The organism is Pseudomonas sp. JBR1, assembly GCF_028198185.1.
GTDB classification, from domain to species: domain Bacteria; phylum Pseudomonadota; class Gammaproteobacteria; order Pseudomonadales; family Pseudomonadaceae; genus Chryseomonas; species Chryseomonas oryzihabitans_E.
In genome coordinates, this window is the sequence record NZ_CP116340.1 from 4,045,801 (window position 1) to 4,069,400 (window position 23,600).

General features: G+C 67.7%; 22 protein-coding genes and 1 pseudogene. 16 read left to right on the forward strand and 7 right to left on the reverse strand.

The annotated features are described in order from the left end of the window. Nucleotides 1-201 precede the first annotated feature (201 nt). The 6 genes and pseudogenes from uvsE to PJ259_RS22790 form a co-directional block, all read left to right on the forward strand. The gene (gene uvsE / locus PJ259_RS18755; protein WP_059313414.1) at nt 202-1,278 is read left to right on the forward strand and encodes a UV DNA damage repair endonuclease UvsE; all 1,077 of its coding nucleotides are present in this window, start codon (nt 202-204) and stop codon (nt 1,276-1,278) included. A 296-nt stretch (nt 1,279-1,574) separates the two neighbouring features. Then, nucleotides 1,575-2,492, forward strand: a complete 918-nt coding sequence (locus tag PJ259_RS18760) for an aldo/keto reductase (RefSeq protein ID WP_271653784.1) — start codon at nt 1,575-1,577, stop codon at nt 2,490-2,492. Continuing rightward, nucleotides 2,493-3,785, forward strand: coding sequence for an NTP/NDP exchange transporter (locus PJ259_RS18765; protein ID WP_271653785.1), 1,293 nt, complete (start codon nt 2,493-2,495; stop codon nt 3,783-3,785). A gap of 98 nt (nt 3,786-3,883) precedes the next feature. Then, a complete protein-coding gene (locus tag PJ259_RS18770; protein ID WP_271653786.1) occupies nt 3,884-5,002 on the forward strand; it encodes a metallophosphoesterase in 1,119 nt (372 codons plus the stop codon). A gap of 215 nt (nt 5,003-5,217) precedes the next feature. After that, entirely contained in the window at nt 5,218-6,171 is a 954-nt protein-coding gene (locus PJ259_RS18775; RefSeq protein WP_271653787.1) for a GlxA family transcriptional regulator, read from the forward strand. A 182-nt stretch (nt 6,172-6,353) separates the two neighbouring features. Further along, nucleotides 6,354-7,046, forward strand: a pseudogene (locus tag PJ259_RS22790) (winged helix-turn-helix domain-containing protein); the annotation flags it as partial. Nucleotides 7,047-7,667: 621 nt separating this feature from the next. Here PJ259_RS22790 and PJ259_RS18785 read toward each other — a convergent pair. The 4 genes from PJ259_RS18785 to PJ259_RS18800 form a co-directional block, all read right to left on the reverse strand. Then, complete coding sequence (locus PJ259_RS18785) at nt 7,668-8,108, reverse strand: helix-turn-helix domain-containing protein (protein ID WP_082696270.1); 441 nt, start codon at nt 8,106-8,108, stop codon at nt 7,668-7,670. Nucleotides 8,109-8,223: 115 nt separating this feature from the next. After that, the gene (locus PJ259_RS18790; RefSeq protein ID WP_271653789.1) at nt 8,224-8,814 is read right to left on the reverse strand and encodes a DedA family protein; all 591 of its coding nucleotides are present in this window, start codon (nt 8,812-8,814) and stop codon (nt 8,224-8,226) included. Between the two features lie 74 nt (nt 8,815-8,888). Then, a complete protein-coding gene (locus PJ259_RS18795) occupies nt 8,889-9,611 on the reverse strand; it encodes a pirin family protein (RefSeq protein ID WP_271653790.1) in 723 nt (240 codons plus the stop codon). Between the two features lie 162 nt (nt 9,612-9,773). Continuing rightward, entirely contained in the window at nt 9,774-10,997 is a 1,224-nt protein-coding gene (locus PJ259_RS18800; RefSeq protein ID WP_271653791.1) for an MFS transporter, read from the reverse strand. A 97-nt stretch (nt 10,998-11,094) separates the two neighbouring features. Here PJ259_RS18800 and PJ259_RS18805 point away from each other — a divergent pair, with 97 nt between their 5' ends. Then, on the forward strand, nt 11,095-12,015 hold the full coding sequence (locus tag PJ259_RS18805) for a LysR family transcriptional regulator (RefSeq protein ID WP_271653792.1): 921 nt from the start codon (nt 11,095-11,097) through the stop codon (nt 12,013-12,015). A 38-nt stretch (nt 12,016-12,053) separates the two neighbouring features. On the opposite strand, the gene PJ259_RS18810 is transcribed toward PJ259_RS18805, so the two are convergent. Beyond that, on the reverse strand, nt 12,054-12,464 hold the full coding sequence (locus tag PJ259_RS18810; protein WP_271653793.1) for a DoxX family protein: 411 nt from the start codon (nt 12,462-12,464) through the stop codon (nt 12,054-12,056). A 300-nt stretch (nt 12,465-12,764) separates the two neighbouring features. Here PJ259_RS18810 and PJ259_RS18815 point away from each other — a divergent pair, with 300 nt between their 5' ends. The 8 genes from PJ259_RS18815 to PJ259_RS18850 all read left to right on the forward strand — a co-directional run bounded on the left by PJ259_RS18815 (nt 12,765) and on the right by PJ259_RS18850 (nt 20,255). Next, a complete protein-coding gene (locus tag PJ259_RS18815; RefSeq protein WP_059313428.1) occupies nt 12,765-13,190 on the forward strand; it encodes a DoxX family protein in 426 nt (141 codons plus the stop codon). Next, on the forward strand, nt 13,187-13,816 hold the full coding sequence (locus tag PJ259_RS18820; protein WP_271653794.1) for an antibiotic biosynthesis monooxygenase: 630 nt from the start codon (nt 13,187-13,189) through the stop codon (nt 13,814-13,816). Before PJ259_RS18815 ends, PJ259_RS18820 begins: the two co-directional genes overlap by 4 nt. Then, nucleotides 13,813-14,631 (forward strand): alpha/beta fold hydrolase, encoded by an 819-nt coding sequence (locus tag PJ259_RS18825; protein WP_059313430.1) that lies wholly within the window; start codon nt 13,813-13,815, stop codon nt 14,629-14,631. The genes PJ259_RS18820 and PJ259_RS18825 overlap by 4 nt, the downstream gene beginning before the upstream one ends. 52 nt (nt 14,632-14,683) lie before the next feature. Next, nucleotides 14,684-16,525, forward strand: a complete 1,842-nt coding sequence (locus PJ259_RS18830; RefSeq protein ID WP_271653795.1) for an amidohydrolase — start codon at nt 14,684-14,686, stop codon at nt 16,523-16,525. A gap of 12 nt (nt 16,526-16,537) precedes the next feature. Continuing rightward, nucleotides 16,538-18,133, forward strand: a complete 1,596-nt coding sequence (locus PJ259_RS18835; protein WP_271653796.1) for an MFS transporter — start codon at nt 16,538-16,540, stop codon at nt 18,131-18,133. A 47-nt stretch (nt 18,134-18,180) separates the two neighbouring features. Beyond that, complete coding sequence (ycaC, locus tag PJ259_RS18840) at nt 18,181-18,804, forward strand: isochorismate family cysteine hydrolase YcaC (protein ID WP_017641105.1); 624 nt, start codon at nt 18,181-18,183, stop codon at nt 18,802-18,804. Nucleotides 18,805-18,872: 68 nt separating this feature from the next. Then, on the forward strand, nt 18,873-19,781 hold the full coding sequence (locus tag PJ259_RS18845; protein ID WP_271653797.1) for a LysR family transcriptional regulator: 909 nt from the start codon (nt 18,873-18,875) through the stop codon (nt 19,779-19,781). 105 nt (nt 19,782-19,886) lie between these two features. After that, a complete protein-coding gene (locus PJ259_RS18850) occupies nt 19,887-20,255 on the forward strand; it encodes a hypothetical protein (protein ID WP_271653798.1) in 369 nt (122 codons plus the stop codon). Here the strand turns inward: PJ259_RS18850 and PJ259_RS18855 are convergent. Then, nucleotides 20,252-21,127 carry a LysR substrate-binding domain-containing protein gene (locus tag PJ259_RS18855; protein WP_271653799.1) on the reverse strand — a complete coding sequence of 292 codons (876 nt, stop codon included), beginning with the start codon at nt 21,125-21,127 and terminating at the stop codon, nt 20,252-20,254. The two genes, PJ259_RS18850 and PJ259_RS18855, sit on opposite strands and share 4 nt — an antisense overlap. A gap of 103 nt (nt 21,128-21,230) precedes the next feature. Here PJ259_RS18855 and PJ259_RS18860 point away from each other — a divergent pair, with 103 nt between their 5' ends. Then, nucleotides 21,231-22,418 carry an MFS transporter gene (locus tag PJ259_RS18860; RefSeq protein WP_271653800.1) on the forward strand — a complete coding sequence of 396 codons (1,188 nt, stop codon included), beginning with the start codon at nt 21,231-21,233 and terminating at the stop codon, nt 22,416-22,418. Nucleotides 22,419-22,539: 121 nt separating this feature from the next. On the opposite strand, the gene idnD is transcribed toward PJ259_RS18860, so the two are convergent. Then, nucleotides 22,540-23,598: an L-idonate 5-dehydrogenase gene (idnD, locus tag PJ259_RS18865; protein WP_271653801.1), complete on the reverse strand. Its 1,059-nt coding sequence runs from the start codon at nt 23,596-23,598 to the stop codon at nt 22,540-22,542. Nucleotides 23,599-23,600: the final 2 nt, after the last annotated feature.

Here is a 23,600-nt window from a genome sequence, read left to right on the forward strand (position 1 = left end):
TTCCGTTGCCGTACCCGTCCTCTCCTCTTGGATGTGAGCCGGGGAAAGGGTGTGCCCAAACCCCGCTTTCAACGTGGAAAAGGCTGCGCCGTTTTCCACGCTACGGTTATCTGATGAGGTCATCCCCGCCACCCATCACCCCACCCGCACCCAGACGGCGGCGCGCGGACTAATCCTGATAGTCACTGTCCCGAGCGCCCCATGTATCGAATCGGCTTCGCCTGCATGTACCGTCATCCCGAGCGCAGTCTGTCGCTCAAGGAACTGGAGCAGATCGAGCGGACCTTCAACACCCGCACCACCACCCTGCGCTGGCTGGGTAGCGTCGAGCGTGCCGTGGCCGAGGCCAAGTTGCTGGACGTGGTCACCCACAACCTGGATGCCCAGCTGAGATTCGTCGAGCATGTCGCCGACCGGCCGGAAAACCTGCGCATGCTGCGCCTGAGCAGCGATCTGCTGCCCTTCTACAGCCACCCTGAGTTCGCCTACTTCTACCGCTCCCAAGAGCTGCAGGGCTTGCTGGCCGACCGCTTTGGCCGCCTGGGCGAGCTGGCGCGTCGTCGTGATGTGCGACTGTCGCTGCACCCGGGGCAATTCTGCGTGCTCGGCTCGGACCGCCCCGAGGTCGTGGAAAACAGCCTGAAGGAGTTCGAATACCACGCCGACATGATCCGGCTGATGGGCTACGGCCAGAAATTCCAGGACTTCAAGTGCAACGTGCACATCGCCGGCCGCCTGGGCGTGCCTGGCATCCGCGCGATCTGGCCGCGTCTCTCCACCGAGGCACGCAACTGCATCACCTTCGAGAACGATGAAAAGACCTACGGCGTCGACGACTGCCTGCAGCTGGCCGATCTCGCCCCGGTGGTACTGGACATCCACCACTGCTGGATCCACGAGGAAGCCTACATCGACCCTTGGGAGCCGCGCGTGGAGCGTATCCTCGACAGCTGGCGCGGGGTGCGTCCGGCCATGCACTATTCCCAGCCGCCGGAGGCCCTGATGGAAATGGGCGTCTCGCCCACCGAGCGGATCGACATCAAGTTCCTGCTGCAGCAGATCAGCAAGCGGGTGCTCTATGCCCACAGCGACATGATGTGGAACGACTGGTGCAACCGCTACGCCTGCCAGTTCCTCGACCGCTTCGACATCATGTTCGAGGCCAAGCACAAGAACGTCACGGTGCGGGATTTCTACGATCGCTACCTGGGCGGCAACGGCAGCCTACCTCCAGCGGATCATGGAATTCTTGCGGGCCAGGATGCCGCCAACCCGTAGCGTGGAAAACCGAGCAGCGTTTTCCACGGGTAGGCACTGACGCTACCAATGGACAAGGCTGCGCCGTTGTCCACGCTACGGGAGCTAGTACGTAGGTTGGCGCTGAGACGGCTCCATCGTCGAAGCCCAACGCAGAGGTTTAACCTTGGGCGCTGTTGGGCTTCGCTGCGCTCAGCGCCAACCTACGGGCAGGGCTTCATTCGCAACATGCCGCAATGAGCCCATCAGGCGATAGGCCGGAAGACCCGCTTAACTCAAGGGTCATCCTTCCGAATCCGACCGTCGCGAGACCTGCCATGCCGACCCGTCGCCATTTCCTGCAGACCACCACCGCCCTGGTTGCCGCCGTGACCGCTGCGCCCTGGCTGTGGCATAGCGCCCAGGCCGCCGAGCCGTTGCTGACCCGCAAGATCCCTCGCACCGGCGAGGCCCTGCCGGTGGTGGGCCTGGGTACCTCGGGCAATCTCGATGTCGATCTGAGCGACGCCGCCCTGGCGCCCTTGCAAGAGGTGCTCAAGGCGCTGCTCGACGGTGGTGGCAGCCTGATCGACACCGCGCCCAGCTATGGCAATTCCGAGCGGGTGGCCGGCGAGCTGGTGAAGCGCGCCCAGGCCAGGGAACAGGTCTTTCTCGCCACCAAGGTGTCGGCCACCGGTCGCCAACGCGGTGCTGCCCAGTTGGCTGCCAGCTTCAAGGCACTGCAGGCCGATCGCCTGGATCTGGTCCAGGTGCACAACCTGCAGGACACCACCACCCAGTTGGCGCTGCTGCGCGAACAGCAGCAGGCCGGCAAGGTGCGTTATGTCGGCGTCACCCACTATCGCGAAGCGGCGCTGGACGATCTGTTGGCCACGCTAAAAAAGGAGAAGGTCGACTTCGTACAGTTCAACTATTCGGTGGGGGAGCGTGAAGCGGAAAAGCACCTGCTGCCCTATTGCCGGGACCAGGGTATCGCCGTGCTGATCAATCGACCTTTCCAGCGCGGCAATCTGCTCTCCGGCACCCGAGGCAAGCCGCTGCCGCCGCTGGCCACTGAGCTGGGTGCCAGCAGCTGGGCGCAGCTGCTGCTCAAGTTCATCCTCGCCAACCCCGCCGTGACGGCCGTGATCCCGGCCACCAGCAATCCGCGCTACATGATCGACAACCTGCAGGCCGGCCGTGGTCGCCTGCCGGATGCGCGCCAGCGTGAGGCCATCGCCGGGCTGTTCGCCTAGATGAAGGACTGGCTCGGTCGCGTCCTCGACGCCCGCGCCGGCGAGTCGTCCGCGGCCCTGGCGGGCTTCGCATTGTTCCTCTGCCTGTTCGCCGGCTACTTCATGCTGCGGCCGATCCGCGAGGCCATGGGCATCGCCGGTGGGGTGGAGAATCTGCAGTGGCTGTTCACCGCCACCTTCCTGGTGATGCTGCTCGCCGTGCCGCTGTTCGCCTGGCTGAACTCGCGGGTGGCGCGGATCCGCTTCGTCGACTGGGTCTACGGCTTCTTCGCCCTCAACCTGCTGGGCTTCGCCGCCTGCTTCGCCAGCCTGGGCGACAACCTCTGGCTGGCGCGCACCTTCTATGTCTGGATCTCGGTCTACAACCTCTTCGTGGTCTCGGTGGCCTGGAGTCTGATGGCTGATGTCTTCGACGGCGCCCAGGCACGACGACTGTTCGCCTTCATCGCCGCCGGGGCCAGTGTCGGCGGGCTGCTCGGACCCGTGCTGGCCGCGGCCCTGGTGCCCTGGGTCGGTCAGGCGGGGCTGGCACTGCTGGCCGCCGCGCTGCTGCTCCTGGCCCTGACGCTCAAGGCCTATCTGATGGGCTGGCGCGAGACCCGTGGCGCCGGACGGCCGGGTGCGTCGCCGACCGAGAGTCCGCGGCGACCGGTGGCCGGCAATCCCTTCAGTGGTCTGACCCGGGTGCTTGCGTCACCCTATCTGCTGGCAGTGAGCGCCTTCGTCATTCTGCTGGCCACGGTCAGCACCTTTCTCTACTTCGAGCAGGCGCGGCTGGTGGCCGAGCTGTTTCCCGACCGCGCGCGCCAAGTGCAGGTGTTCGGCCTGCTGGATTTCGTGGTCCAGGCTGGTGCCCTGGCCAGCCAGGTGCTGATCACTGGCCGCCTGGCCCAGCGCCTCGGGGTGCGGGTGCTGCTGGCCGGGGTGCCGCTGCTGATGTGTATCGGATTCCTGGGGCTGGCGTTGCTACCTACCTTTGCCATGCTGGCAGGGCTGATGATCGTCAGGCGCATCGGCGAGTACGCCTTCATCCGCCCAGGTCGCGAGATGCTCTTCGCGCCGCTGGACGCCGAAACCCAGTACAAGGCCAAGAACTTCATCGACACCGTGGTCTATCGCGCCGGTGATGCCGCCAGTGGCTGGGCCAAGAGTCTGCTGGATCTGCTCGGCCACGGTGCCTGGCTGCCGGCTCTGGTAGGTGCTGGCTGCGCGGCGCTCTGGGCCGGGCTCGGCTTCTACCTCGGCCGCCGGGCAGATCAGGCGGCCCAGGCGAGTGAAGCGGAGCGGCGCTGAATGCTGGCTGAATCGTTGTGGCCGGATACAAACCGGAATTCCAGGGCGTGGTCGATGGGGTGCTAAGGTGAGACCTTCTCTTCGCTGCTGAGCCTTCCATGTTCCGCTCCCGCGCCATGATGTACCTGGTCCTTTTCGTCCTGCATCTGTTCATCGGCATCAGCCTGATCGGTGCTCTCGGCCTCGGCCTTACCGGTCAGCTGCCGTTGTGGGCCTTGCTGATCCTGTCCTTCGTCCTGGTGCCCCTGGGGTTTCGCTCGCGGGACATGAACACGCGCCTGCTGGCCTGGGCGGCGCTGATCGCCATGGGCGTGTTTTCCAGCCTGGCAGTGTTCAGTCTGCTGCGCGGGCTGGTGGTGGCGCTCGCCAGTCTGGTTGGCCACCCGCTGGACGCCGCCTGGCGTGCCGGCAGCGCCTGGGTGGTGCTGGGGCTGGTGCTGCTGGTGGCGCTACGCAGCGTCTACAACGCTCGGCGCACCGCCAAGGTCAAGGAAGTGGAACTGGCCCTGCCGACGCTCCCCGCCGGCCTGGAAGGACTGCGCATCGTCCAGCTCAGCGACCTGCACATCGGCCCGACCATCAAGGCCGGCTACCTGCAGCGCATCGTCGAGCGGGTCAACGGCCTGGATGCCGACCTGGTGGCCATTACCGGCGATCTGGTGGACGGCAGCGTGGCCGAGTTGCGGCAGGAATTCCTGCCGCTGCAGCAGCTCAAGGCACGCCTGGGTACCTACGCCATCACCGGCAACCACGAGTACTACTCCGGTGCCGAAGCCTGGGTTCGGGCCTGGCGCGAGCAGGGGCTGACCCTGCTGATCGACGAGCACCGCGTGCTGCAGCACCAAGGCACGCCCTTCGTGCTGGCCGGCATCACCGACTATTCGGCACCGCTTTATGTGCCTAGCCACCGCAGCGACGCAGCGGCCGCCTTCGCCGGTGCCCCGGAAGGGCTGTTCCGTCTGCTGCTGGCCCACCAGCCGCGCTCGGCGCCCAAGGCCGAGGCGGCCGGCGCCGACCTGCAGCTCTCCGGCCACACCCACGGTGGCCAGTTCTGGCCCTGGATGCACTTCGTGCGTCTGCAGCAACCCTGGGTGGCCGGCATCCATCGCCTGGGCCGGCTGACCGTCTACATAAGCCGCGGCACCGGCTACTGGGGGCCACCGCTGCGCTTCGGTGCGCCGAGCGAGATCACCCTGATCAGGTTGCGGCGGGGGTAGCGGTAGACCAGGCCGCCATTCAGCGCCCGCCTTGGCAAGAACCTCAGGTTAGACGCCTTACTGCCGCCCGAGGTGCCTGGCGGTTCTCGGAAGGGCGAGGGATGGCTGTTTGCCACTGCTTGCCCCTTGGAATCGAATCCTTATCCTGACTCCATATTCACCCGGACGCCCCAGCGTCCAAGGACAATCTGCAACACGGATAAGGATGTATCGCCATGACGAGGACAGTGGCTTTCTTGCTGGTCCCCGAGGTGCTCATGCTGGATTTCTCCGGGCCGGTGGAGGTGTTTTCCATCGCCAATCGCTATCTGCCAGCGGCTGACCACTATCGCATTGTGACCATCGCTGCCGGGCGCCGGCGGACCCTGCGCTGTTCCAATGGCATGACGATACGCACGGATCTCACTACCCAGCAGCCGCCCGCCGCCTATGACTTGCTGCTGGTGCCCGGTGGCCCGGGAGCCTACCTGGAACCACACCCGGACATCGCCACCTGGTTGCGCCAGGTGCCCGAGCGCTGCAGGCGCTACGGGGCTGTCTGCACCGGCACCTTTCTGCTCGGCAGCGCCGGCCTGCTCGATGGCCGGCGGGTGACCACGCACTGGAATTATCGTGAGCGCCTGGCGCGGCGCTTTCCTCGGGCCCAGGTGACCGCCGACGACATCTACCTGAGCGATGGTCCGCTGCTGAGCTCGGCTGGGGTCACCGCCGGCATCGACCTGGCGCTGGCGCTGGTGGCCGAGGATCACGGCAAGGCAATCGCCCGGGAGGTGGCCAAGGTGCTGGTGGTGGTGACCCAGCGGCAGGGCAAGCAGGCCCAGTTCAGTCCGCTGTTCGACGAGCCCGAGGCGGCCACCGCCATCACCCGGGTGCAGCACCACATCGTGGCGAACATCGATCAGGCCTATTCGATCAGCCGGCTCGCCGAGCTGGCGACCATGGGCACCCGCAACTTCGCCCGGGTGTTCAAGCGCGACACCGGCATGACGCCGCTGGAGTTCGTGCTCCGCGCGCGCATCGATCACGCCCGTGGATTGCTGGAGACCAGTGACCTGCCTTTGAAAACGGTGGCCTTTCGCAGTGGCTTCGCCAGCGACAGGTGCATGCGCGCCGCTTTCCAGGGCCATCTGGGGCTGACGCCGGCTCAGTACCGCTACCAGTTCAGCTGAAATCGGCCACCGATGGCGGTATCACGCCCATCGATGGCAGCTTATGGCCGTAGATCGTCATACAACTGGCCTGGGCAGCGGCCAGAATGGTCGTACCTATCGGCAAGGAGAGGCGCATACCGTCGAGGGGCTGCGGAGCCTGGTGCCCCGCAGTCCCCGAGGCAAGGTGGCGCGACACGGTCATGCAAGAGCTCAAGTCCCTGGAAGACGCCAGTGCCTTCCGCTTCTGCGGCCTGGTCCTGGATACGCGACGGCGCCTGCTGCTGGATGGCGAGCGTGTGCTGCCCCTCGGCGGACGGGCCCTGGATATCCTGCGGGTGCTGCTGCAACAACCCGGCGAGCTGGTCGGCAAGCAGACCCTGATGGCCCGGGTCTGGCCTGGCGCGGTCGTCGAGGACATCAATCTGCGGGTGCACATCTCGGCCCTGCGCCGGGTGCTGCGCCCCTATAGCACCCAGGATCCCATCCTCAGCGCCCGGCATCGTGGCTACGGTTTCGCCCTGGCGGTAGAGCGCCTGAGCGAAGACGACCTCACGCCGCTGGCCGAGACGCCGCTGCCCCTGACGCCCCTGGAGGGGCGCGAGACCAGCCTGGTCGAACTACGCCGCTTGCTCGCTCAACGCCGCCTGGTGTCGGTGGTGGGCACCGGCGGTGTCGGCAAGTCGCTGCTGGTCCAGCATCTGCTGCCTACATTGGCGGAGGGCTTCCCCGATGGGGTACAGAGTCTCGATCTCGCGGCACTGGGCCACATGATGGCGCTGGTTGAGCGGCTCGCCAGTGACCTGGGACTCGCCAGTGGCAGTGGTCTGCCGGCGCTGCAGGAAGCCCTGGCCACGCGGCGCCTGCTGCTGGTGCTGGACAACGCCGAGCGGCTGGTCGAACCCGCGGCCTGGCTGGTGGAAAACCTGCTGCAAGGCTGTCCACAGCTCAGGGTGCTGGTCACCAGTCGCGAGGCCCTGCGCGTGGAGGGGGAGGCCGTGTTGCGTCTGGCGCCGTTGCCGGTCGCGAATTCACCCTCGCGGCATCTGCGCGACGCCATGCGCGAGCCGGCCTTTCGGTTGTTCGTCCGGCGCGCCCGGGCGCGGCTGCCGGGGCTGCAACTGCGGCCGACCGACGTGCAACTGGTGGGCGAAATCTGTCGTCGCAGCGAAGGTGTGCCCCTGGCGCTGGAGATCCTGGCCGAGCAGGTGGCGGCCCTGGGCCTGCACGGAGTGCTGGCGCAACTCGACGGCGGCTATTACCTGAGCGTGGCCGGGCGGCGTACTGCGCCGCAGCGCCAGCGCAGCCTTGGCGCCATGCTCGACTGGAGTCTGCACAGCCTGAGCGAGTCCGAGTTCGGCGTGCTGGCGACCCTGGCCGAGGCCGGGGAGCATTTCAGTCGTCAAGAGGCCCTGCGGCTGGCGGCGCAGCGCGGGCTGGAGGAGGCCTTGTTCATCCCACTCCTGGGGCAACTGGTGGACAAGTCACTGATCCTGGCAGCGGGCAGTGGGGCAACCCTAGGCTACCGCCTGCTGGCCATGCTGCGCCTGCACCTGCGCCAGTTCCGCCAGCAACCGCCGCTCCAGGGCCTGCTGCTGCCAGGCCAGCGGCGGGATCCCGACGGCACGGGTGAATACCCGGCTCAGATGCGCCTGGTCGAAGAAGCCGCATTCCAGGGCGATCGCCGCCAGGGGTAATTCGCGCTTGGCGAGCAATTGCTGGGCGCGGTGGAGGCGCTGCTGGCGCAACCATTCCAGCGGTGCGAGCCCGGCGCTGAGCTTGAACTGGCGGGTGAAGTGACTGCGCGACAGACCGCAGACGGACGCGACCTGGCTGACGCTGATGCCGCGCTCCAGATGCTGCAACAAGACTTCCTTGGCCAGCCGCTCCTGCCAGGCGGCCAAACCGACCAGTCGGGTACTGGATAGAGCCAGGGTGCTATCGACGGTCATGGACATGGCGCTCTCCCTATCAAACCAGCCGCGTGGCGCGCTGGCCTGGATGAGAATGATTCCCTGCAGTTGTCTGACGTGCGAGTTGGCTATCGTTAATTAGCGTTAAAACGGCAACGGTCTAGGCGCAATACTGTCGCGACGGGCTTGGCCGACTGTGCCGGCGAGCCAGCAGGTGCCAGCCCAGCAGGGCGAGGCCGAGCAGTCCGGCGAGCAGCAGGGGCGCCGGGCCATAGGCCTTGAGTGCAGCGAGCAGGGCCAGGATGTGTTGTTCGAACAGTCGCCCCAGGGCCAGGCCGGAGCCGATCCACAGGGTGGCGCCGCCCAGGTCATAGGCCAGGAAACGCCGTAAGGGCATGGCGCTGGCGCCCGCGCTCAGGGTGGCGAGGACCGCCGCGCCGGGGACGAACTTGGCGACCAGCAGCAGGCCGGGCAGGCGGGTGGCGGCAGGGACATGGTGGCCAGGCAGGTGGCGCAGCAGCCAGGCGCCATGGCGCCGACCGGCCCAGTACCAGAGCAGATCGGCCACGCCGGTGACCGCCACGCTGGCCAGCAGCGCCAGGAGCAACTCGGCTTCATCGGCCGCGGCGCCCATCACCAGCAAAGACGGATAGGCCGGTACCGGCAGGCCCAGCTGTTCGCCAAAGACGTTCAGCGTCAGCCAGAGGGTGGCGTTACCGGCCACCAGGGGAGTCAGGGCTTGGGTGCTCATGGCGCGTTCTCGGCAAGGGGAGGCCGTGGGAGCGGTCTCCGGGCTTGGCGCCTGCTACGCGGGCGCAGGCAGGCTCAGGGCATTTGCGGCAGTTCGTTGGGCCGCAGATCGAACACCAGCACCTCGGCATCGGTCCCGTGGGCCAGCTGCAGCTCGCGCTCGCCGCGCAGCCTTGCGCCGTCACCGGCCTGCAGCAGGACGCCATTCAGCTCCAGGCTGCCGCGGGCGACGTGCACATAGGCATGGCGCTCGGGGGCCAGTTGCAGCATGGCGCTTTCGCTGCCGTCGAACAGGCCGGCGTAGACCCGGGCGTCCTGACGCACTTCCAGCGAGCCCTCGGCGCCGTCCGGCGAGATGATCAGGGCCAGACGACCACGCTTGGCCTCGGCGCTGAAGTGCTGCTGCTGGTAGCGCGGTTCGGCGCGGCGCACGTTGGGCACGATCCAGATCTGCAGGAAATGCACACTCTTGCGCTCGGAGTGGTTGAACTCGCTGTGGCTGACGCCACTGCCGGCGCTCATCAGCTGGACGTCGCCCGGGCGGATCACCGAACCGGTGCCCAGGCTGTCCTGATGCTCCAGGGCGCCTTCGAGCACATAGGAGAAGATCTCCATGTCACGGTGCGGGTGCTCGCCGAAGCCCTGGCCCGCGGCCACGGTGTCGTCGTTGATCACCAGCAGGTCGGAAAAGCCCTGCTCCGCCGGATTGCGGTAGCTGGCGAAGGAGAAGGTGTGGAAGGACTTGAGCCAGCCGTGGTTGGCGGCGCCGCGATCGGAAGCTTTACGAATGGCCAGCATGATGAGGCTCCTTGTCTGAATGGGGCGCGGTCTGTTCCGACGCCATGGAGGTCATCCTACTGTGGCGCCCCGGTTTGATTAACGAGCTGGAAGGAGAATGGTCGTCCTGTTCTGGTTGACGATGCCTTCAGCCAAAGGGCGCTGTGCTGTTTACCGTGATCGTTACTCCAGGCGCAGACGGGCAGGCCAGAGCCGTACCGCCAGGGCCAGCAGGGCGGTCGCCAGCGCCAGGCCGGCGACGCCATTCCAGCCCAGGTGGGCCAGCAGCAGACTGCCCAGCGCCGCGCCGCTGGCCATGCCAATGAACATGCCGGTGAAGAGCACCGCGTTGAGCCGGCTGCGCGCCTCGGGTTCCAGGCCGTAGACCTGGGCCTGGTGGGCGATCAGAGTGGCCTGGACGCCGAGATCGAAGACCACCGTCGCCAGCGCCAGCAGCACCAGACCGGCCACGCCCGGCAGCCAGGGCAGCAGGAGCAGGCTGGCAAAGGCCGTGGCCGCCAGGCCGATGCCCAGGCGCGTCACCCATTCCGAGCCATGGCGATCCGCCAGGCGGCCGGCCCAGGGCGCGGCCAGGGCACCGGCGGCACCGGCCAGGCCGAAGGCGCCGGCGGCGGCGCTGCCCAGCTGGAAGGGCCCGGCATGCAGATAGAGGGCGAGGGTCGACCAGAAGGCACTGAAGCCCACGGACAGCAGCCCTTGGGCCAGGGTCGCCCGGCGCAGCGCGGCATGCTGGCGCCAGAGGGCACCCAGGGAGCCGAGCAGGGCCGGATAGCTGAGCCGGGTGGTGGTGGCGAAGGCCGGCAGACCACGCCAGACCGCCACGGCGATGGCGGCGATGCTGAGGGCGGCGAACAGATAGACCGCGCGCCAGCCCAGCCACTCGCCCACCAGGCCGCTCACCACCCGCGACAGCAGGATGCCCAGCAGCAGCCCCGTCATCACCGTGCCGACGATGCGCCCGCGCTCGGCCGGCGGCGCCAGGGTCGCGGCGGCGGGCACCAGGTCCTGGGCCACGGTGGCGGCCAGACCGGTGACCAGACTGGCCACCAGCAGCCCGTGCAACCCCGGCGCCAGACTGGCGCCGAGCAGCGCCAGCAGCAGCACGGCCAGCTTGGCCAGGATGATGCGGCGGCGATCGAAGCGATCACCCAGGGGCGTGAGCAGCAGCAGTCCCAGGGCATAGCCGAGTTGGGTGAGGGTGGGGATCAGCCCCACGTCGGCAGCGGGCGCGGGCAGGGCACTGGCCAGGGTGCCCAGCAGGGGCTGGCTGTAATAGAGGTTGGCTACGCTGAGGCCGGCGCCGGTGGCCAGCAGGCCAAGCAGGGCCGGGGACAGACTGCCGCTGTGAGGCGAGGTCTGGCTATGCGAGAGTGGAATGTCGGTCATGGCGATTCTCCGGGTGGGAAGACGATGAGCGCATTCTTCGCCAGAGTGGTCGCTGCTTGTAGCCGAACGCGGGGTACAGGGGGTATACGTAGGCCGTATGAACACCATCTTTACCCATGACCGTCTCGACCTGCTGGAAACCTTCGTGCGTATCGTCGAGGCCGGCAGCCTGTCGGCGGCCGCGCGCCAGCTTGGCACCACCCAGCCCACCGTCAGCCGACGTCTGCAAGCGTTGGAGGGGGCGCTGCAGGTGCGCCTGGTACAGCGCTCGACCCACGCCCTGCGCCTGACCGAGGATGGTCAGCGCTGCTACCGCCAGGCCCAGCAACTGCTCGGTGACTGGCAGGCCTTCGCCGCCGCCTTGCACGGCGCCCATGCCGAGCCCGAGGGGCGGCTGCGGGTGGTGATGCCCCATGCCTTCGGCCAGGAGCAGTTGCTCGATCCGCTGGAGACCTATCTACGGCGCTATCCGGGCATGCAAGTGGACTGGGTACTCAGCGACCGGGCGCCGAATTTCGTCGCCGATGGCGTCGACTGCGCCATCCGGGTGGGCGTGGTGGAGGACCCGGACACGGTGGCGGTGCGCCTGGGTGACGTCCAGCGCATCCTGGTGGCAGCGCCGGAACTGGCAGGAGCTCTTGCGGCACCCGAAGCGCTGACGGCGCTGCCCTGGATCGCCATGACCCAGTTCTACCAGACCGAACTGCGCCTGCAGCTCCGCGCCTCCGGCGAAAGCCGGCTCATCCCCTTGCGCCCGCGGCTGGCCACCGAGAGTCTCTTCGTCGCCCGTCATGCTGCGGTGCGTGGTCTGGGCTGCGCGGCGCTGTCGCACTGGATGGTGCGCGAGGACGTCGCCGCCGGTCGCCTGGTACACCTGCTACCCGAATGGCAGGCGGCGCCCCTGCCGATCTATCTCATCTATCCCTACGCCCGGGTCTATCCGGCGCGGCTGCGGCTGTTTCTCGAGCTGGTGCGCGAGGCCTGCGCCAGGATGCTGGATGTGACGGCGCCCGCCTGACCGCAACGATCAGGCGGGCGCTTCGCAGCCAGCGGCGATCAGGCCAGATGGGCCAGACGCTTTGGTCGCCGTCCATCCAGGCTCAGGGCTCCGGCACCAAAGGCCGCTACCTGCAATAGGCCGCCGGTGATGGCGATGTTCTTGAGGAAGTGGATCAGCTGGTTTTGATCGGCGAACTGGCTGTGGAACACCGCGGCGGTCACCAGGGTGAAGCCAGCCATGGCGATCGCCACCGGCCGGGTGCGATAGCCGATCAGCAGGAGGCTGGCGAGGCCCAGCTCCACTGCCAGGGCGCCAAGGTAGGCCAGCTCGACGAAGGGCAGACCCATGGTGGCGATGTAGCCCTTGGTCGCCACCGGGGCAAGCAGCTTGCCTACGCCGCTGAACAGGAAAAGGCTGGCGAGCAGCAGGCGGCCGGTAGTGGCGGTAAAGGCTTGGGTGGTGTTCATGGTGACTGTCCTTTCCAGATCCGGCATCCGTCATGGATGCGATGGAGCTAGATTACTGTCCACTCAGCAGTCGATTAAGTAGCTTCCGTGCGTTTAATAGTCTCCACAGGGTTGACTATGTAGGGTGCGCCGTCACCTTCTGTGACCTGAATCCATTCAGCCATACGCCACAGCACAGACGTACAAAAACCAGCACAGACGTCCAAGGCCGCTCACCGTCGTTCGGGCGAAAGTCCACCCCATCGACGGCTCGGGCATAGGTATCTCCCGCTGCCGACGCTGGCATCAGGAGGATGGGCCATGGGTAATGTACGGCTGGATCTGGGACTCTTGTTCCTGCGCCTTGGGGGCGCTGGAATGCTGCTGACGGTGCACGGCCTGCCCAAGGCGCTGCACTTTCGCGAGCAGCTCGGCCTGATCGAGGACCCGCTGCACCTGGGGGCCTGGCCGACGCTGGGCTTCGCCGTCTTCGCCGAGGTGCTCTGTCCGCTGCTGATCGCCCTGGGCTGGGCGACGCGCTTGGCCTGCCTGCCAATCCTCGGGTTGTTGCTGATCGCCCTGCTGGTGGTGCACCCCGAGTGGTCTCTGGAGCAGGGCCAGTTCGGCTGGCTGCTGCTGGTGCTGTTCGGCACCCTGGCGCTCACCGGGCCGGGTCACTATTCGCTGGAGGCGCGGCTGAGCGGGCGTCATGCGGCTCACGCGGGTTTCGCGAGGGCGTTGTCGTGAGTGCCGCGGTTGGACAGGACCTGCACCAGGCGCACAGTCGCATCGTCACCCTGGTGATCCGCCACCAGCCTCTGGCCGACCAACAGGACGCCTATCAGCGCTGGCTGCAGCGCGCGGTCACCGCTGCCCGTGACGCCTGTGGCCATCTCGGTGTGGATGTCATCCCGCCGGTCGAGGCAGGCGCTGCCTTCACTACCCTGGTGCGCTTCGCCGACGTCGAGCGGCTGCAGGCCTGGCTGGCCTCACCAGAGCGCCAGGCCTTGATCGCCGAGGTGGCGCCGCTGTTGCACGGAGCCGATGCGCCCGAAGTGCATGCCGACGCCGAGTTCTGGTTCAACCCGCCGCGCCCCGGGGTGCGCCAGCCGCCGGCCTGGAAGCAGGCGGTGCTGACCTACCTGGTCATCGCCCCTCTGACCATGCTGATCCCGCCGCTGTGGCAGCCGCTGTTCGCGCGCTATCCCGTGCTGGCCGGCACTGTGCCGAGCAACCTGCTGATCACCCTGTGCATCGTGCCGCTGGTGGTGTTCCTGATCATGCCGAGGGTGAGCCGCCTGTGCGCGCCCTGGCTCAACGCCCGCTCGGGCGCCTTTTTCACTCCTTCCACCCACAGAGGCGAGCAGCCATGAGCACCTTCACCACCCGCGACGGCGTCGAGATCTATTTCAAGGACTGGGGCAGTGGCAAGCCCGTGCTGTTCAGCCACGGCTGGCCGCTGGACGCCGACATGTGGGACTACCAGATGCACCATCTGGCCAGCCATGGCTATCGCGCCATCGCCTTCGACCGGCGCGGTTTCGGGCGCTCCGGCCAGCCGTGGAATGGCTATGACTACGACACCTTCGCCGACGACATCAAGGAGCTGATCGAGCACCTGGATCTGCGCGACGTCACCCTGGTGGGCTTCTCCATGGGCGGTGGCGATGTCACCCGCTACCTGGCGCGCCACGGTTCGGCGCGGGTCGGCAAGCTGGCGCTGCTCGGCGCCGTCACGCCGCTGTTCGGGCAGAAGCCGGACTTCCCCCAGGGCGTCGACCAAGGCGTTTTCGACGGTATCCGCGGCGGTCTGCTGAAGGACCGCGCCCAGTTCCTGGCTGACTTCGCCCCGGTGTTCTATGGCACCAACCAGGGCCAGCAGGTCTCCGAAGGCGTTTTCACCCAGACCCTCAACATCGCCCTGCTGGCTTCGCTCAAGGGCACGGTCGACTGCGTCACCGCCTTCTCGGAAACCGACTTCCGTCCGGACATGGCCAAGATCGACGTGCCGACCCTGGTGATCCACGGCGACGCCGACCAGGTGGTGCCCTTCGCGACCACCGGCAAGCTGGCCGCCGAGCTGATCCGCGGCGCCGAGCTCAAGGTATACGCCGGCGCGCCCCATGGCTTCGCGGTGACTCACGCCGAGCAGCTGAACCGCGACCTGCTGGCCTTCGTCGCCGGCTGAGCCTTCCCGGGCGCCCTGCGCCCGGACTTCTGATCCTGGTCCCGGAGGCCACATGCAACACGCCGATCTGATCCTGCACAACGGCAAGCTCCACACCGTCGATCCCGAGCGCCCCGAGGCGACCGCGGTCGCCATCAAGGACGGCGTCTTTCTTGCCGTGGGTAGCGACAGCGACGTCATGGCCCATCGCGGCCCGGGCACCCAGGTGGTCGACCTGCGCGGTCGCCGCGCCATCCCGGGCCTCAACGACTCCCACCTGCACCTGATCCGCGGTGGCCTCAACTACAACCTGGAGCTGCGCTGGGAAGGCGTGCCCTCGCTGGCCGACGCCCTGCGCATGCTCAAGGACCAGGCCGAGCGCACCCCGGCGCCCCAATGGGTACGGGTGGTGGGCGGCTGGAACGAATTCCAGTTCGCCGAGCGCCGTCTGCCGACCCTGGAAGAGCTCAACCAGGCCGCGCCGGACACCCCGGTGTTCATCCTGCACCTCTATGACCGGGCCCTGCTCAACCGCGCCGCCCTGCGTGTCGTGGGCTACACCAAGGACACGCCCAATCCGCCAGGCGGCGAGATCCAGCGCGACGCCCGGGGCGAGCCCACCGGCATGCTCATCGCCCGGCCCAACGCCATGATCCTCTACGCCACCCTGGCCAAGGGGCCCAAGCTGCCGCTGGAATACCAGGTCAACTCCACCCGCCAGTTCATGCGTGAGCTCAATCGCCTGGGCCTGACCAGCGCCATCGACGCCGGCGGCGGCTTCCAGAACTACCCGGACGACTACCAGGTCATCCAGGAGCTGGCCGATGCCGACCAGCTCACCGTACGCATCGCCTACAACCTCTTCACCCAGAGGCCCAAGGAAGAGCTGGCCGACTTCAGGAACTGGACCAGCAGCGTCACCCTGCACCAGGGCACCGACTTCCTGAGACACAACGGCGCTGGCGAGATGCTGGCCTTCTCGGCGGCCGATTTCGAAGACTTCCTCGAACCGCGTCCTGACCTGCCGTCCACCATGGAGGCCGATCTGGAGCCCGTGGTGCGCCACCTGGTGGAGCAACGCTGGCCGTTCCGCCTGCACGCCACCTACGACGAATCCATCTCGCGCATGCTCGACGTCTTCGAGCGGGTCAATCGCGACGTGCCCTTCAACGGGCTGCCCTGGTTCTTCGACCACGCCGAGACCATCAGTCCGCGCAACATCGAGCGGGTCAAGGCCCTCGGCGGCGGCATCGCCATCCAGGACCGCATGGCCTTCCAAGGCGAATACTTCGTCGACCGCTATGGTGCCAAGGCCGCCGAGCAGACCCCGCCGATCCAGCGGATGCTCGCCGAAGGCGTACCGGTAGGGGCGGGGACCGATGCCACCCGCGTCTCCAGCTATAACCCCTGGACCTCACTGTACTGGATGGTCAGCGGCCGTACCGTCGGCGGCCTGGCGCTCTATCAGGAGGGCCTGCCGCGGGCCACCGCCCTGCAGCTGTTCACCCAGGGCAGTGCCTGGTTCTCCTCGGAACAGGGCCGGAAGGGCCAGTTGCGGGTGGGCCAGCTGGCCGACGTGGCAGTGCTCTCGGCGGACTTCTTCACCGTCGAGGAAGAGGCCATCAAGCACCTGGAGTCGGTGCTGACCGTGGTCGGCGGCCGCATCGTCCATGGTGCCGAGGAGTTCGATCGCCTCGGCCCGGCGCCCTTGCCGGTCACGCCGGACTGGTCGCCCGTGGTCAAGGTGCCCGGCCACTGGAAGCCTGGCGCGCCCCTGCAGGCTGCCGTGCACCAGTGCGCCGGCGCCTGTTCCGTGCATGGTCACGGCCATGAGCGGGCGCGCCAGAGCCAGGTGCCGGTGAGCGACTTCAGTGGCTTCTGGGGCGCCTTCGGCTGCTCCTGCTTCAGCTTCTGAGGAGCGTCCGCCATGACCGCCGCCGCCCTGACTCCCAACACCGCCTCGCCCTGGCAGCCCCTGCGCCAGCGCACCTTTCGCTGGCTGTGGCTGGCCAGCATCGCGTCCAACATCGGTACCTGGATGCACGAGGTAGGCGCCGGCTGGCTGATGACCTCGCTGTCGGCCAGTCCCCTGGCGGTGGCCCTGGTCCAGGTGGCGGGAGCGTTGCCGATGTTCCTGCTGGCACTGCCGGCCGGTGCCCTGGCCGACATCGTCGACCGCCGCCGCTACCTGCTCGGCGTGCAGCTGTGGATGGCCACGATGGCCCTGGCTCTGGCCGGGCTGACCCTGGCCGGCTGGATGACCGTACCGCTGCTCCTGGGGCTGACCCTGGCCATGGGCGTGGGCACGGCGCTGATGCTACCGGCCTGGTCGGCGCTGACGCCCGAGCTGGTGGACAAGCGCGAGCTGCCGGCGGCCATCGCCCTGTCCAGCCTGGGCATGAACGTGGCCCGCGCCCTGGGCCCAGCGCTCGCCGGGGTGCTGGTCAGCCTGGCCGGCCCCTGGCTGACCTTCGCCCTTAACGCCGTTTCCTTCCTTGCCGTGATCGTCGCGCTCCTGACCTGGCGACGCCAACCTGCAGCCGCCGTGCTGCCCGCGGAGCGCCTCCTGGGCGCCGTCCGGGTCGGCCTCCGCTATGCCCGCAGCTCGCTCCAGCTGCAGGTGGTGCTGGCCCGGACCGCCGCGTTTTTCCTCGGCGCCAGCGCCGGCATGGCCCTGTTGCCACTGCTGGTGCGCCAGGCTCTGCAGGGCACCGCCCTGGATTTCGGCATCCTGCTCGGGTGCGTCGGCCTGGGTGCCATCGGCGGCGCCATGCTCCTGCCGCGGCTGCGCGAACGGCTGTCCAGCGACCTGCTGGTGGCCGGTGCCAGTGCGCTCTATGCCGGCGTGCTGCTCGGCCTGGCCTGGATTCGCGACTTCGCCTGGCTGCTGCCGGTCATGCTGGTCAGCGGTTTGGCCTGGATCGCCGTGCTCTCCAGCCTGCAGGTGGCGGCCCAGACCGCCGTGCCCGGCTGGGTGCGCGCCCGTGCCCTGGCCGTCTACATCCTGGTGTTCTTTGGCACCAGCGCCCTGGGCGGCTTGCTCTGGGGCGCCCTGGCCAGTCACTTCTCCCTGAGTCTGGCGCTGAGCGCGGCGGCCGGGGTGCTGCTGGCCGGGATCGGGCTGACCTGGCGCCTGCGTCTGCCGGTCACCCCGGCGGCCGACATCGCCCCTTCGCTGCACTGGCCGGCGCCGATCCTCGACGACTCCCTGGATCGCGAACGCGGTCCGGTGATGGTCACCCTGGAGTACGACATCGCCCCCGAGCATGGTCCGGCCTTTCGCCAGGCGATGCAGGCGGTCGGCGCCATGCGCCGGCGCAACGGTGCCTTCTCCTGGGCCCTGCTGCAGGACAGCGCCGAACCACGCCGCTGGCAGGAATTCTTCTGCGATGAATCCTGGCTGGAGCACCTGCGCCACCACCACCGCGTCACCCAGGGCGAACAGCGCCTGGAAGCGGCGGCGCGGCAGTACCAGACCCCTGACGTACCCATCGCCATCCGTCATCTCCTGGGCGGCGCCTGACGCCGCCCTTCACCCCCAAGTACCACCACTCCCCCGAGGACTCCACCATGAGCAAGCCCTACAACCGTCTCGACAAGAACGATGCCGTCGTCCTGCTGATCGACCACCAGGCCGGTCTGATCTCGCTGGTCCAGGATTTCACCCCCAGCGACTTCAAGAACAACGTCCTGGCCCTGGCCAACAGCGCCAAGTTCTTTGGCCTGCCCACCATCCTCACCACCAGCTTCGAGCAGGGCCCCAACGGCCCGCTGGTGCCCGAGCTGGTCGAGCTGTTCCCCGAGGCGCCGTACATCGCCCGGCCCGGCCAGATCAACGCCTGGGACAACGAAGACTTCGTCGCCGCCATCAAGGCCACCGGCCGCAAGCAGCTGATCATCGCCGGCGTGGTGACCGATGTCTGCGTGACCTTCCCGGCACTGGCGGCCATTGCCGAAGGCTTCGACGTCTTCGTGGTGACCGATGCCTCCGGCACCTTTGACAAGACCGTGCAGCAGGCTGCCTGGGCGCGCATGAGCGCCGCCGGCGTGCAACTGATGAACTGGTTCAGCGTCGCTTGCGAACTGCACCGCGACTGGCGCAACGACATCGAGGGCCTGGGTGCCCTGCTGTCCAACCACATCCCCAACTACCGCAACCTGATGACCAGCTACGCCAAGCTGTCCGCCAAGTAAGGGGAACGATGGTCCGGCGCCTCCCTCGGCGCCGGACCATCCCTGCCAGACCTTCGCGGAGGGACGCCGTGAACCGCAACGACCTGCGCCGCATCGACCTGCACCTCTTGGTGGTGTTCGAAAGCCTGATGCACGAGCGCAATCTCACCCGCACCGCGGAAAAACTCTTTCTCGGCCAGCCGGCCATCAGCGCCGCCCTGGTGCGCCTGCGGCAATTCTTCGACGATCCGCTGCTGGTGCGCAGTGGCCGCACCATGGAACCCACGCCGCGCGCCCTGGCCATCCTCGCCCGTCTGCAACCGGCCCTGGACGGTCTGTCCAATGCCCTCAGCGAGGTCGACGACTTCGATCCCGGTGCCAGCCGTGCGGTCTTTCGCCTGGGCATGTCCGACGATGTCGAGTGCGGCCTGCTGCCGCCGCTGCTGGCCCACCTGCGCGAGGTGGCGCCACACTGCGTGCTGGTGGTGCGCAACGCCAACTTCCTGCTGCTGCCCGGCCTGCTGGCCAGTGGCGAAGTCTCCCTGGGTATCAGCTACACCACCCAGCTGCCGGCCAACGCCAAGTGCCGCACCCTGAGGCACATCCGCGCCCTGGTGGTGCGCGCCGACCGCGATCCCGCGCCCCTGACCCTGGATGACTATTGCGCGCGGCCCCATGTGCTGGTGTCGATGTCCGGCGATCTCTGCGGCAACATCGACGACGACCTGGCGCGCCTCGGGCGCAGCCGCAAGGTGGCCCTGGGCGTGCCCCATTTCAACGGTCTCGGCGCCTTGCTGGCGGGCAGCGACCTGCTCGCCACAGTGCCCGACTATGCCGCCCAGGCGCTGGCCGCCAGTGGCAGTCTGCGCATCGAGGAACCGCCGTTTCCCATCGTTCCGGCGAAGCTGTCGCTGGTCTGGCGCGCCGCTCAAGACCTGGACCCAGGAGAGCGCTGGCTGCGCGGCGAGATCGTCAAATTCATGGGCGAGACGTCCTAGCGATTCGGGCTATCAGCGGCATCGATAAGCGCTATCCGCCGGTACGATTTATTGGCGAAGGGGTTGGCTTTCTAGGATGGCTGCATGTCTTCCGGAGCCCCTCCCATGAACCTCGTCACCTTCCGCAATGCCCTTCGCCTGCTGGCCTGCGCCGGCTTCCTCGCCCTGCTGGCCGGTTGCGCCAGTTCACACAACGCCTATCTCAAGGACGGCCACACGGCCTACCTGGTGCAGTGCAACGGGGTGTTCGGCAGCTGGTCCGGCTGCGCCGGCGAGGCGGCCGCGCGCTGTCCCACCGGCAGCTACCAGGTCCTTGCCCGCAACCACCTCGATGGCGCCAGCGAAGCCCAGGCCGAGGCCAGCGTCGCCGGTCAGTCCTATCCAGTGCGCAATCTGCTGGTGCAGTGCCAGGGCGAACAACTGGCCTGGCGGGTAGGGACTTTCGTCCGCCGTATACCGGTGAGCGAAGGCTAGTCCACCAAGGCTTCTTCCAATACCCGCAAGAATTCCCGCGCCGCCGGTGTCGGCAACGGCGACCAGATCGCATGGACGTTACGCTGCGGGGCATCGCTGACCGGTACCTGGGCCAGACCCACGAAGGTGATGGCGATACTGTGAGGCACCAGCCCGATCGCCAGCCCACGACGGACAAAGCGTTCCAGCAGCTGCATATTGCTCGTCTCGAAGCGCACGCGATGGGGCAGGCCCAGGGCGGCGAAGGCCTCATCGGTCTGCCGCCGCGCCCCGCTGCCGGCGGGCAGGTCCACCAACGGCAGATCCATCAGCTCATGCAGAGAGAGTCGCTCGCGTCTGGCCAGAACGTGTCCTGCCGGCAGCACCGCCACCAGCTCCTCGCTGAGCAGCAGACGGCTGGCCACCGCCTCCAGGGTCACCTGGCGGGACAGGCCGATCAGGGCGAAATCCAATTGCCGCTCGCGCACCGCCGCCAGCAGCGTCTCGCTCTTGTCCTGGCGCAGCCGGATGTCCACCTGAGGATGGCGGGCATGGAAGGTGGCCAGCAACTCGACGATATCCAGGCGGGGCACCGAGGAGATCAGGCCGACCGTCAGGGTGCCGCGAATGGTGCCGACCGCGGCGGCCACGTCCTGCTGCGCCCTTTCCACCGCCGCTAGCGCCTGACGGGCATGGACCAGCAGGGCCTCGCCCGCCGGGGTGACGAGTACCTGGCGCGGCAGGCGTTCGAACAGGGTGGCGCCCAACTCGGCCTCCAGCCGGGCGATCTGGTGGCTGAGCGCCGACTGCACCACGTGGCAGCGTTCGGCGGCCCGGGTGAAGTGGCGCTCCTCGGCCAGGGCGACGGCGAACTCCAACTGCTTGAGATTCATGGGTTCTATCTTGAAATGAGATCGGGATTATCTTAACGATTCATTTAACCGATAGCTGTTGTTGTCCGATACTGATCGGCCTTTCCCTCCCCGGACCCTGCGGATGTCGACTCCCACGCCACCCCTCAGCCGCTGGCTGACCCTGCTCATGGCGGTCGCCACCGGCATCGCCGTGGCCAGCAACTACTACAATCAGCCGCTGCTGCACACCATCGCCCAGCGCTTCGACCTGAGCTACACCCAGGCGGGCAGCATCGTCACCACCGCCCAGCTCAGCTATGCCGCCGGTCTCCTGCTGCTGGTGCCCCTCGGCGATCTGCTGGAGCGGCGCCGGCTGATCGTGACCATGAGCGTGATCGCCGCCGCCGGCCTGGCCCTGAGCGCCACCGCCACCAGCCTGACCTGGCTGCTAGTGGGCACCGCCATGACCGGGCTCTTCTCGGTAGTGGCCCAGGTGCTGGTGCCCTTCGCCGCCACCCTGGCCGCGCCGGAGCAGCGGGGCAGGGCGGTGGGCACGGTGATGAGTGGCCTCATCCTCGGCATCCTGTTGGCGCGCACCGTGGCCGGGGCGCTTTCCTCCCTGGGCGACTGGCGCACCGTCTACGCCGTAGCGGCTGGCCTGATGCTGGCGACCGCCCTGGCCCTGCGCCTGGCACTGCCGCGCTATCAGCAGTCGGCGGGCCTGAGCTATCCGCGCCTGCTGGGCTCGGTGTTCGTGCTCTTGCGCGACGAACCCCTGCACCGCCTGCGTACCCTGCTGGGCTGCCTGGGTTTCGCCGTCTTCGCGGTGTTCTGGACGCCCCTGGCCTTTCTGCTGGCCGCCGAGCCCTATGGCTTCAGCGACGGTACCATCGGCCTGTTCGGTCTCGCCGGCGCGGTGGGCGCCCTGGCCGCCAACCTGGCCGGGCGCATGGCCGACCAGGGCAAGGGTGGTCTCGCCACCAGTATCGGCCTGGCGGCCATGGTATTGGCCTGGCTGCCCCTGGCCTTCGCCCAGACGTCCTTGGCGGCGCTACTGCTCGGCATCCTGGTATTGGATCTCGCGGTGCAGCTCAGCCACGTCAGCAACCAGAACGTGGTCTACCGCCTCCGTCCGGAAGCCCGCAGCCGCCTCAACGCCGGCTACATGACCGGCTACTTCCTTGGCGGCTCCCTGGGCTCGCTGCTGTCGGCGCGGCTGTACGAGCACTTCGGCTGGACCGGCGTGAGCCTGGCCGGCTGCCTGCTGGCGGCCACGGCGCTGGCGGTCTGGGGCCTGTTCCTGCTGCGCCAGCGCCAAACCCGGGCATGAATCGCATGCAGGGTATGCGCTGGCAAATCCAGCGCCGCGGTGTTCGCCTGCAAGTGGCGCCGATCAGCCAGCGGCTCGGATCGCCGTCGGAGAATTGCAGCCAGGTAGCGGTCGTTCCATCCTAGCCGAGCACCAACTGGACCTTGGCTGCCTTGGCTTTGTCGCCAGCAAGCTCCAGGGCAGCGGTAATGTCCTGTGCCGGAAACTGTGCCGAGAGCAGTGGCAAGGGGTCGAGTCTGCCACTTTCCAGCCAACGCACCGCCGTGGTGAATTCGTCGATGAAGCGAAAGGAGCCGACGAGTTCGATCTCCTTTACCAGCAGGGCACCGAGCGGCAATTCCACCCGAGCGGCGCCCATGCCCAGCTGCACGATGCGGCCCTTGGGCGCGGTGAACTGAACGGTGGAGGCAATGGCCGCGGGCGCCCCCGAGGCTTCGAAGGTCACGTCGAAATAGCCGCCGTCAGCCTCCCAGGCGGCTACCGCATTCTGGTCCAGCGGATCGACCACCCGGTCGGCGCCCATGGCCTGCGCCAGTTCGCGACAGCGCTCGCTGACGTCCGTACCTATCACTTCGCTGGCGCCAGCCAGCCGCGCGACCGCCATCACCAGGCAACCGATGGGGCCAGAGCCGGTCACTAGCACCCGCTTGCCCAGCAAATCACCGGCCTGGGTGACGGCGTGGAGTGCCACCGCCAGCGGTTCGGCGAACACCATCACCTCGTCACGCGCCGCTGCGGCATAGGCGATGCACTGGTGTGGCGACACGGCCACCCGGTCGCGAAAGCCGCCATCGACATGGGGATCGAACTGCGCGCTACCCATGAATTTCATCCGGCGGCAGAGGTTGCGCTTGCCTTGTAGACACAGCGTGCAGGCGTTGCACGGTTGCGAGGGATTGATAGCGACACGCTGCCCGACATGCAGGTCCAGGCCATTCAAGGGCGGTATCTGTTCCACTACCCCGACGAATTCGTGGCCAAGTACCAGTGGGTGCTTGAGAATCGACATCCCGGCCCGGCCATGCTGATAGTAGTGCAGATCGGAACCACAGATTCCTCCACGGGCGACTCTTACCAGCACCTGGGTCGCGGGATCGAAGCTCAGTTGCTGGGTTTCCACGCGCACGTCTTTGGCGCCGTGGGCCACGCACGCCTGGTTGTCTATCGTTTGCAGCGCCATGA

Excerpts from the sequence above, each read along its gene's own strand:
- uvsE (WP_059313414.1), top strand. The coding sequence starts at position 202 with ATGTATCGAATCGGCTTCGCCTGCATGTACCGTCATCCCGAGCGCAGT.
- PJ259_RS18760 (WP_271653784.1), top strand. The coding sequence starts at position 1,575 with ATGCCGACCCGTCGCCATTTCCTGCAGACCACCACCGCCCTGGTTGCC.
- PJ259_RS18765 (WP_271653785.1), top strand. The coding sequence starts at position 2,493 with ATGAAGGACTGGCTCGGTCGCGTCCTCGACGCCCGCGCCGGCGAGTCG.
- PJ259_RS18770 (WP_271653786.1), top strand. The coding sequence starts at position 3,884 with ATGTTCCGCTCCCGCGCCATGATGTACCTGGTCCTTTTCGTCCTGCAT.
- PJ259_RS18775 (WP_271653787.1), top strand. The coding sequence starts at position 5,218 with ATGACGAGGACAGTGGCTTTCTTGCTGGTCCCCGAGGTGCTCATGCTG.
- PJ259_RS18785 (WP_082696270.1), bottom strand. The coding sequence starts at position 8,108 with ATGTCCATGACCGTCGATAGCACCCTGGCTCTATCCAGTACCCGACTG.
- PJ259_RS18790 (WP_271653789.1), bottom strand. The coding sequence starts at position 8,814 with ATGAGCACCCAAGCCCTGACTCCCCTGGTGGCCGGTAACGCCACCCTC.
- PJ259_RS18795 (WP_271653790.1), bottom strand. The coding sequence starts at position 9,611 with ATGCTGGCCATTCGTAAAGCTTCCGATCGCGGCGCCGCCAACCACGGC.
- PJ259_RS18800 (WP_271653791.1), bottom strand. The coding sequence starts at position 10,997 with ATGACCGACATTCCACTCTCGCATAGCCAGACCTCGCCTCACAGCGGC.
- PJ259_RS18805 (WP_271653792.1), top strand. The coding sequence starts at position 11,095 with ATGAACACCATCTTTACCCATGACCGTCTCGACCTGCTGGAAACCTTC.
- PJ259_RS18810 (WP_271653793.1), bottom strand. The coding sequence starts at position 12,464 with ATGAACACCACCCAAGCCTTTACCGCCACTACCGGCCGCCTGCTGCTC.
- PJ259_RS18815 (WP_059313428.1), top strand. The coding sequence starts at position 12,765 with ATGGGTAATGTACGGCTGGATCTGGGACTCTTGTTCCTGCGCCTTGGG.
- PJ259_RS18825 (WP_059313430.1), top strand. The coding sequence starts at position 13,813 with ATGAGCACCTTCACCACCCGCGACGGCGTCGAGATCTATTTCAAGGAC.
- PJ259_RS18830 (WP_271653795.1), top strand. The coding sequence starts at position 14,684 with ATGCAACACGCCGATCTGATCCTGCACAACGGCAAGCTCCACACCGTC.
- PJ259_RS18835 (WP_271653796.1), top strand. The coding sequence starts at position 16,538 with ATGACCGCCGCCGCCCTGACTCCCAACACCGCCTCGCCCTGGCAGCCC.
- ycaC (WP_017641105.1), top strand. The coding sequence starts at position 18,181 with ATGAGCAAGCCCTACAACCGTCTCGACAAGAACGATGCCGTCGTCCTG.
- PJ259_RS18850 (WP_271653798.1), top strand. The coding sequence starts at position 19,887 with ATGAACCTCGTCACCTTCCGCAATGCCCTTCGCCTGCTGGCCTGCGCC.
- PJ259_RS18855 (WP_271653799.1), bottom strand. The coding sequence starts at position 21,127 with ATGAATCTCAAGCAGTTGGAGTTCGCCGTCGCCCTGGCCGAGGAGCGC.
- PJ259_RS18860 (WP_271653800.1), top strand. The coding sequence starts at position 21,231 with ATGTCGACTCCCACGCCACCCCTCAGCCGCTGGCTGACCCTGCTCATG.
- idnD (WP_271653801.1), bottom strand. The coding sequence starts at position 23,598 with ATGGCGCTGCAAACGATAGACAACCAGGCGTGCGTGGCCCACGGCGCC.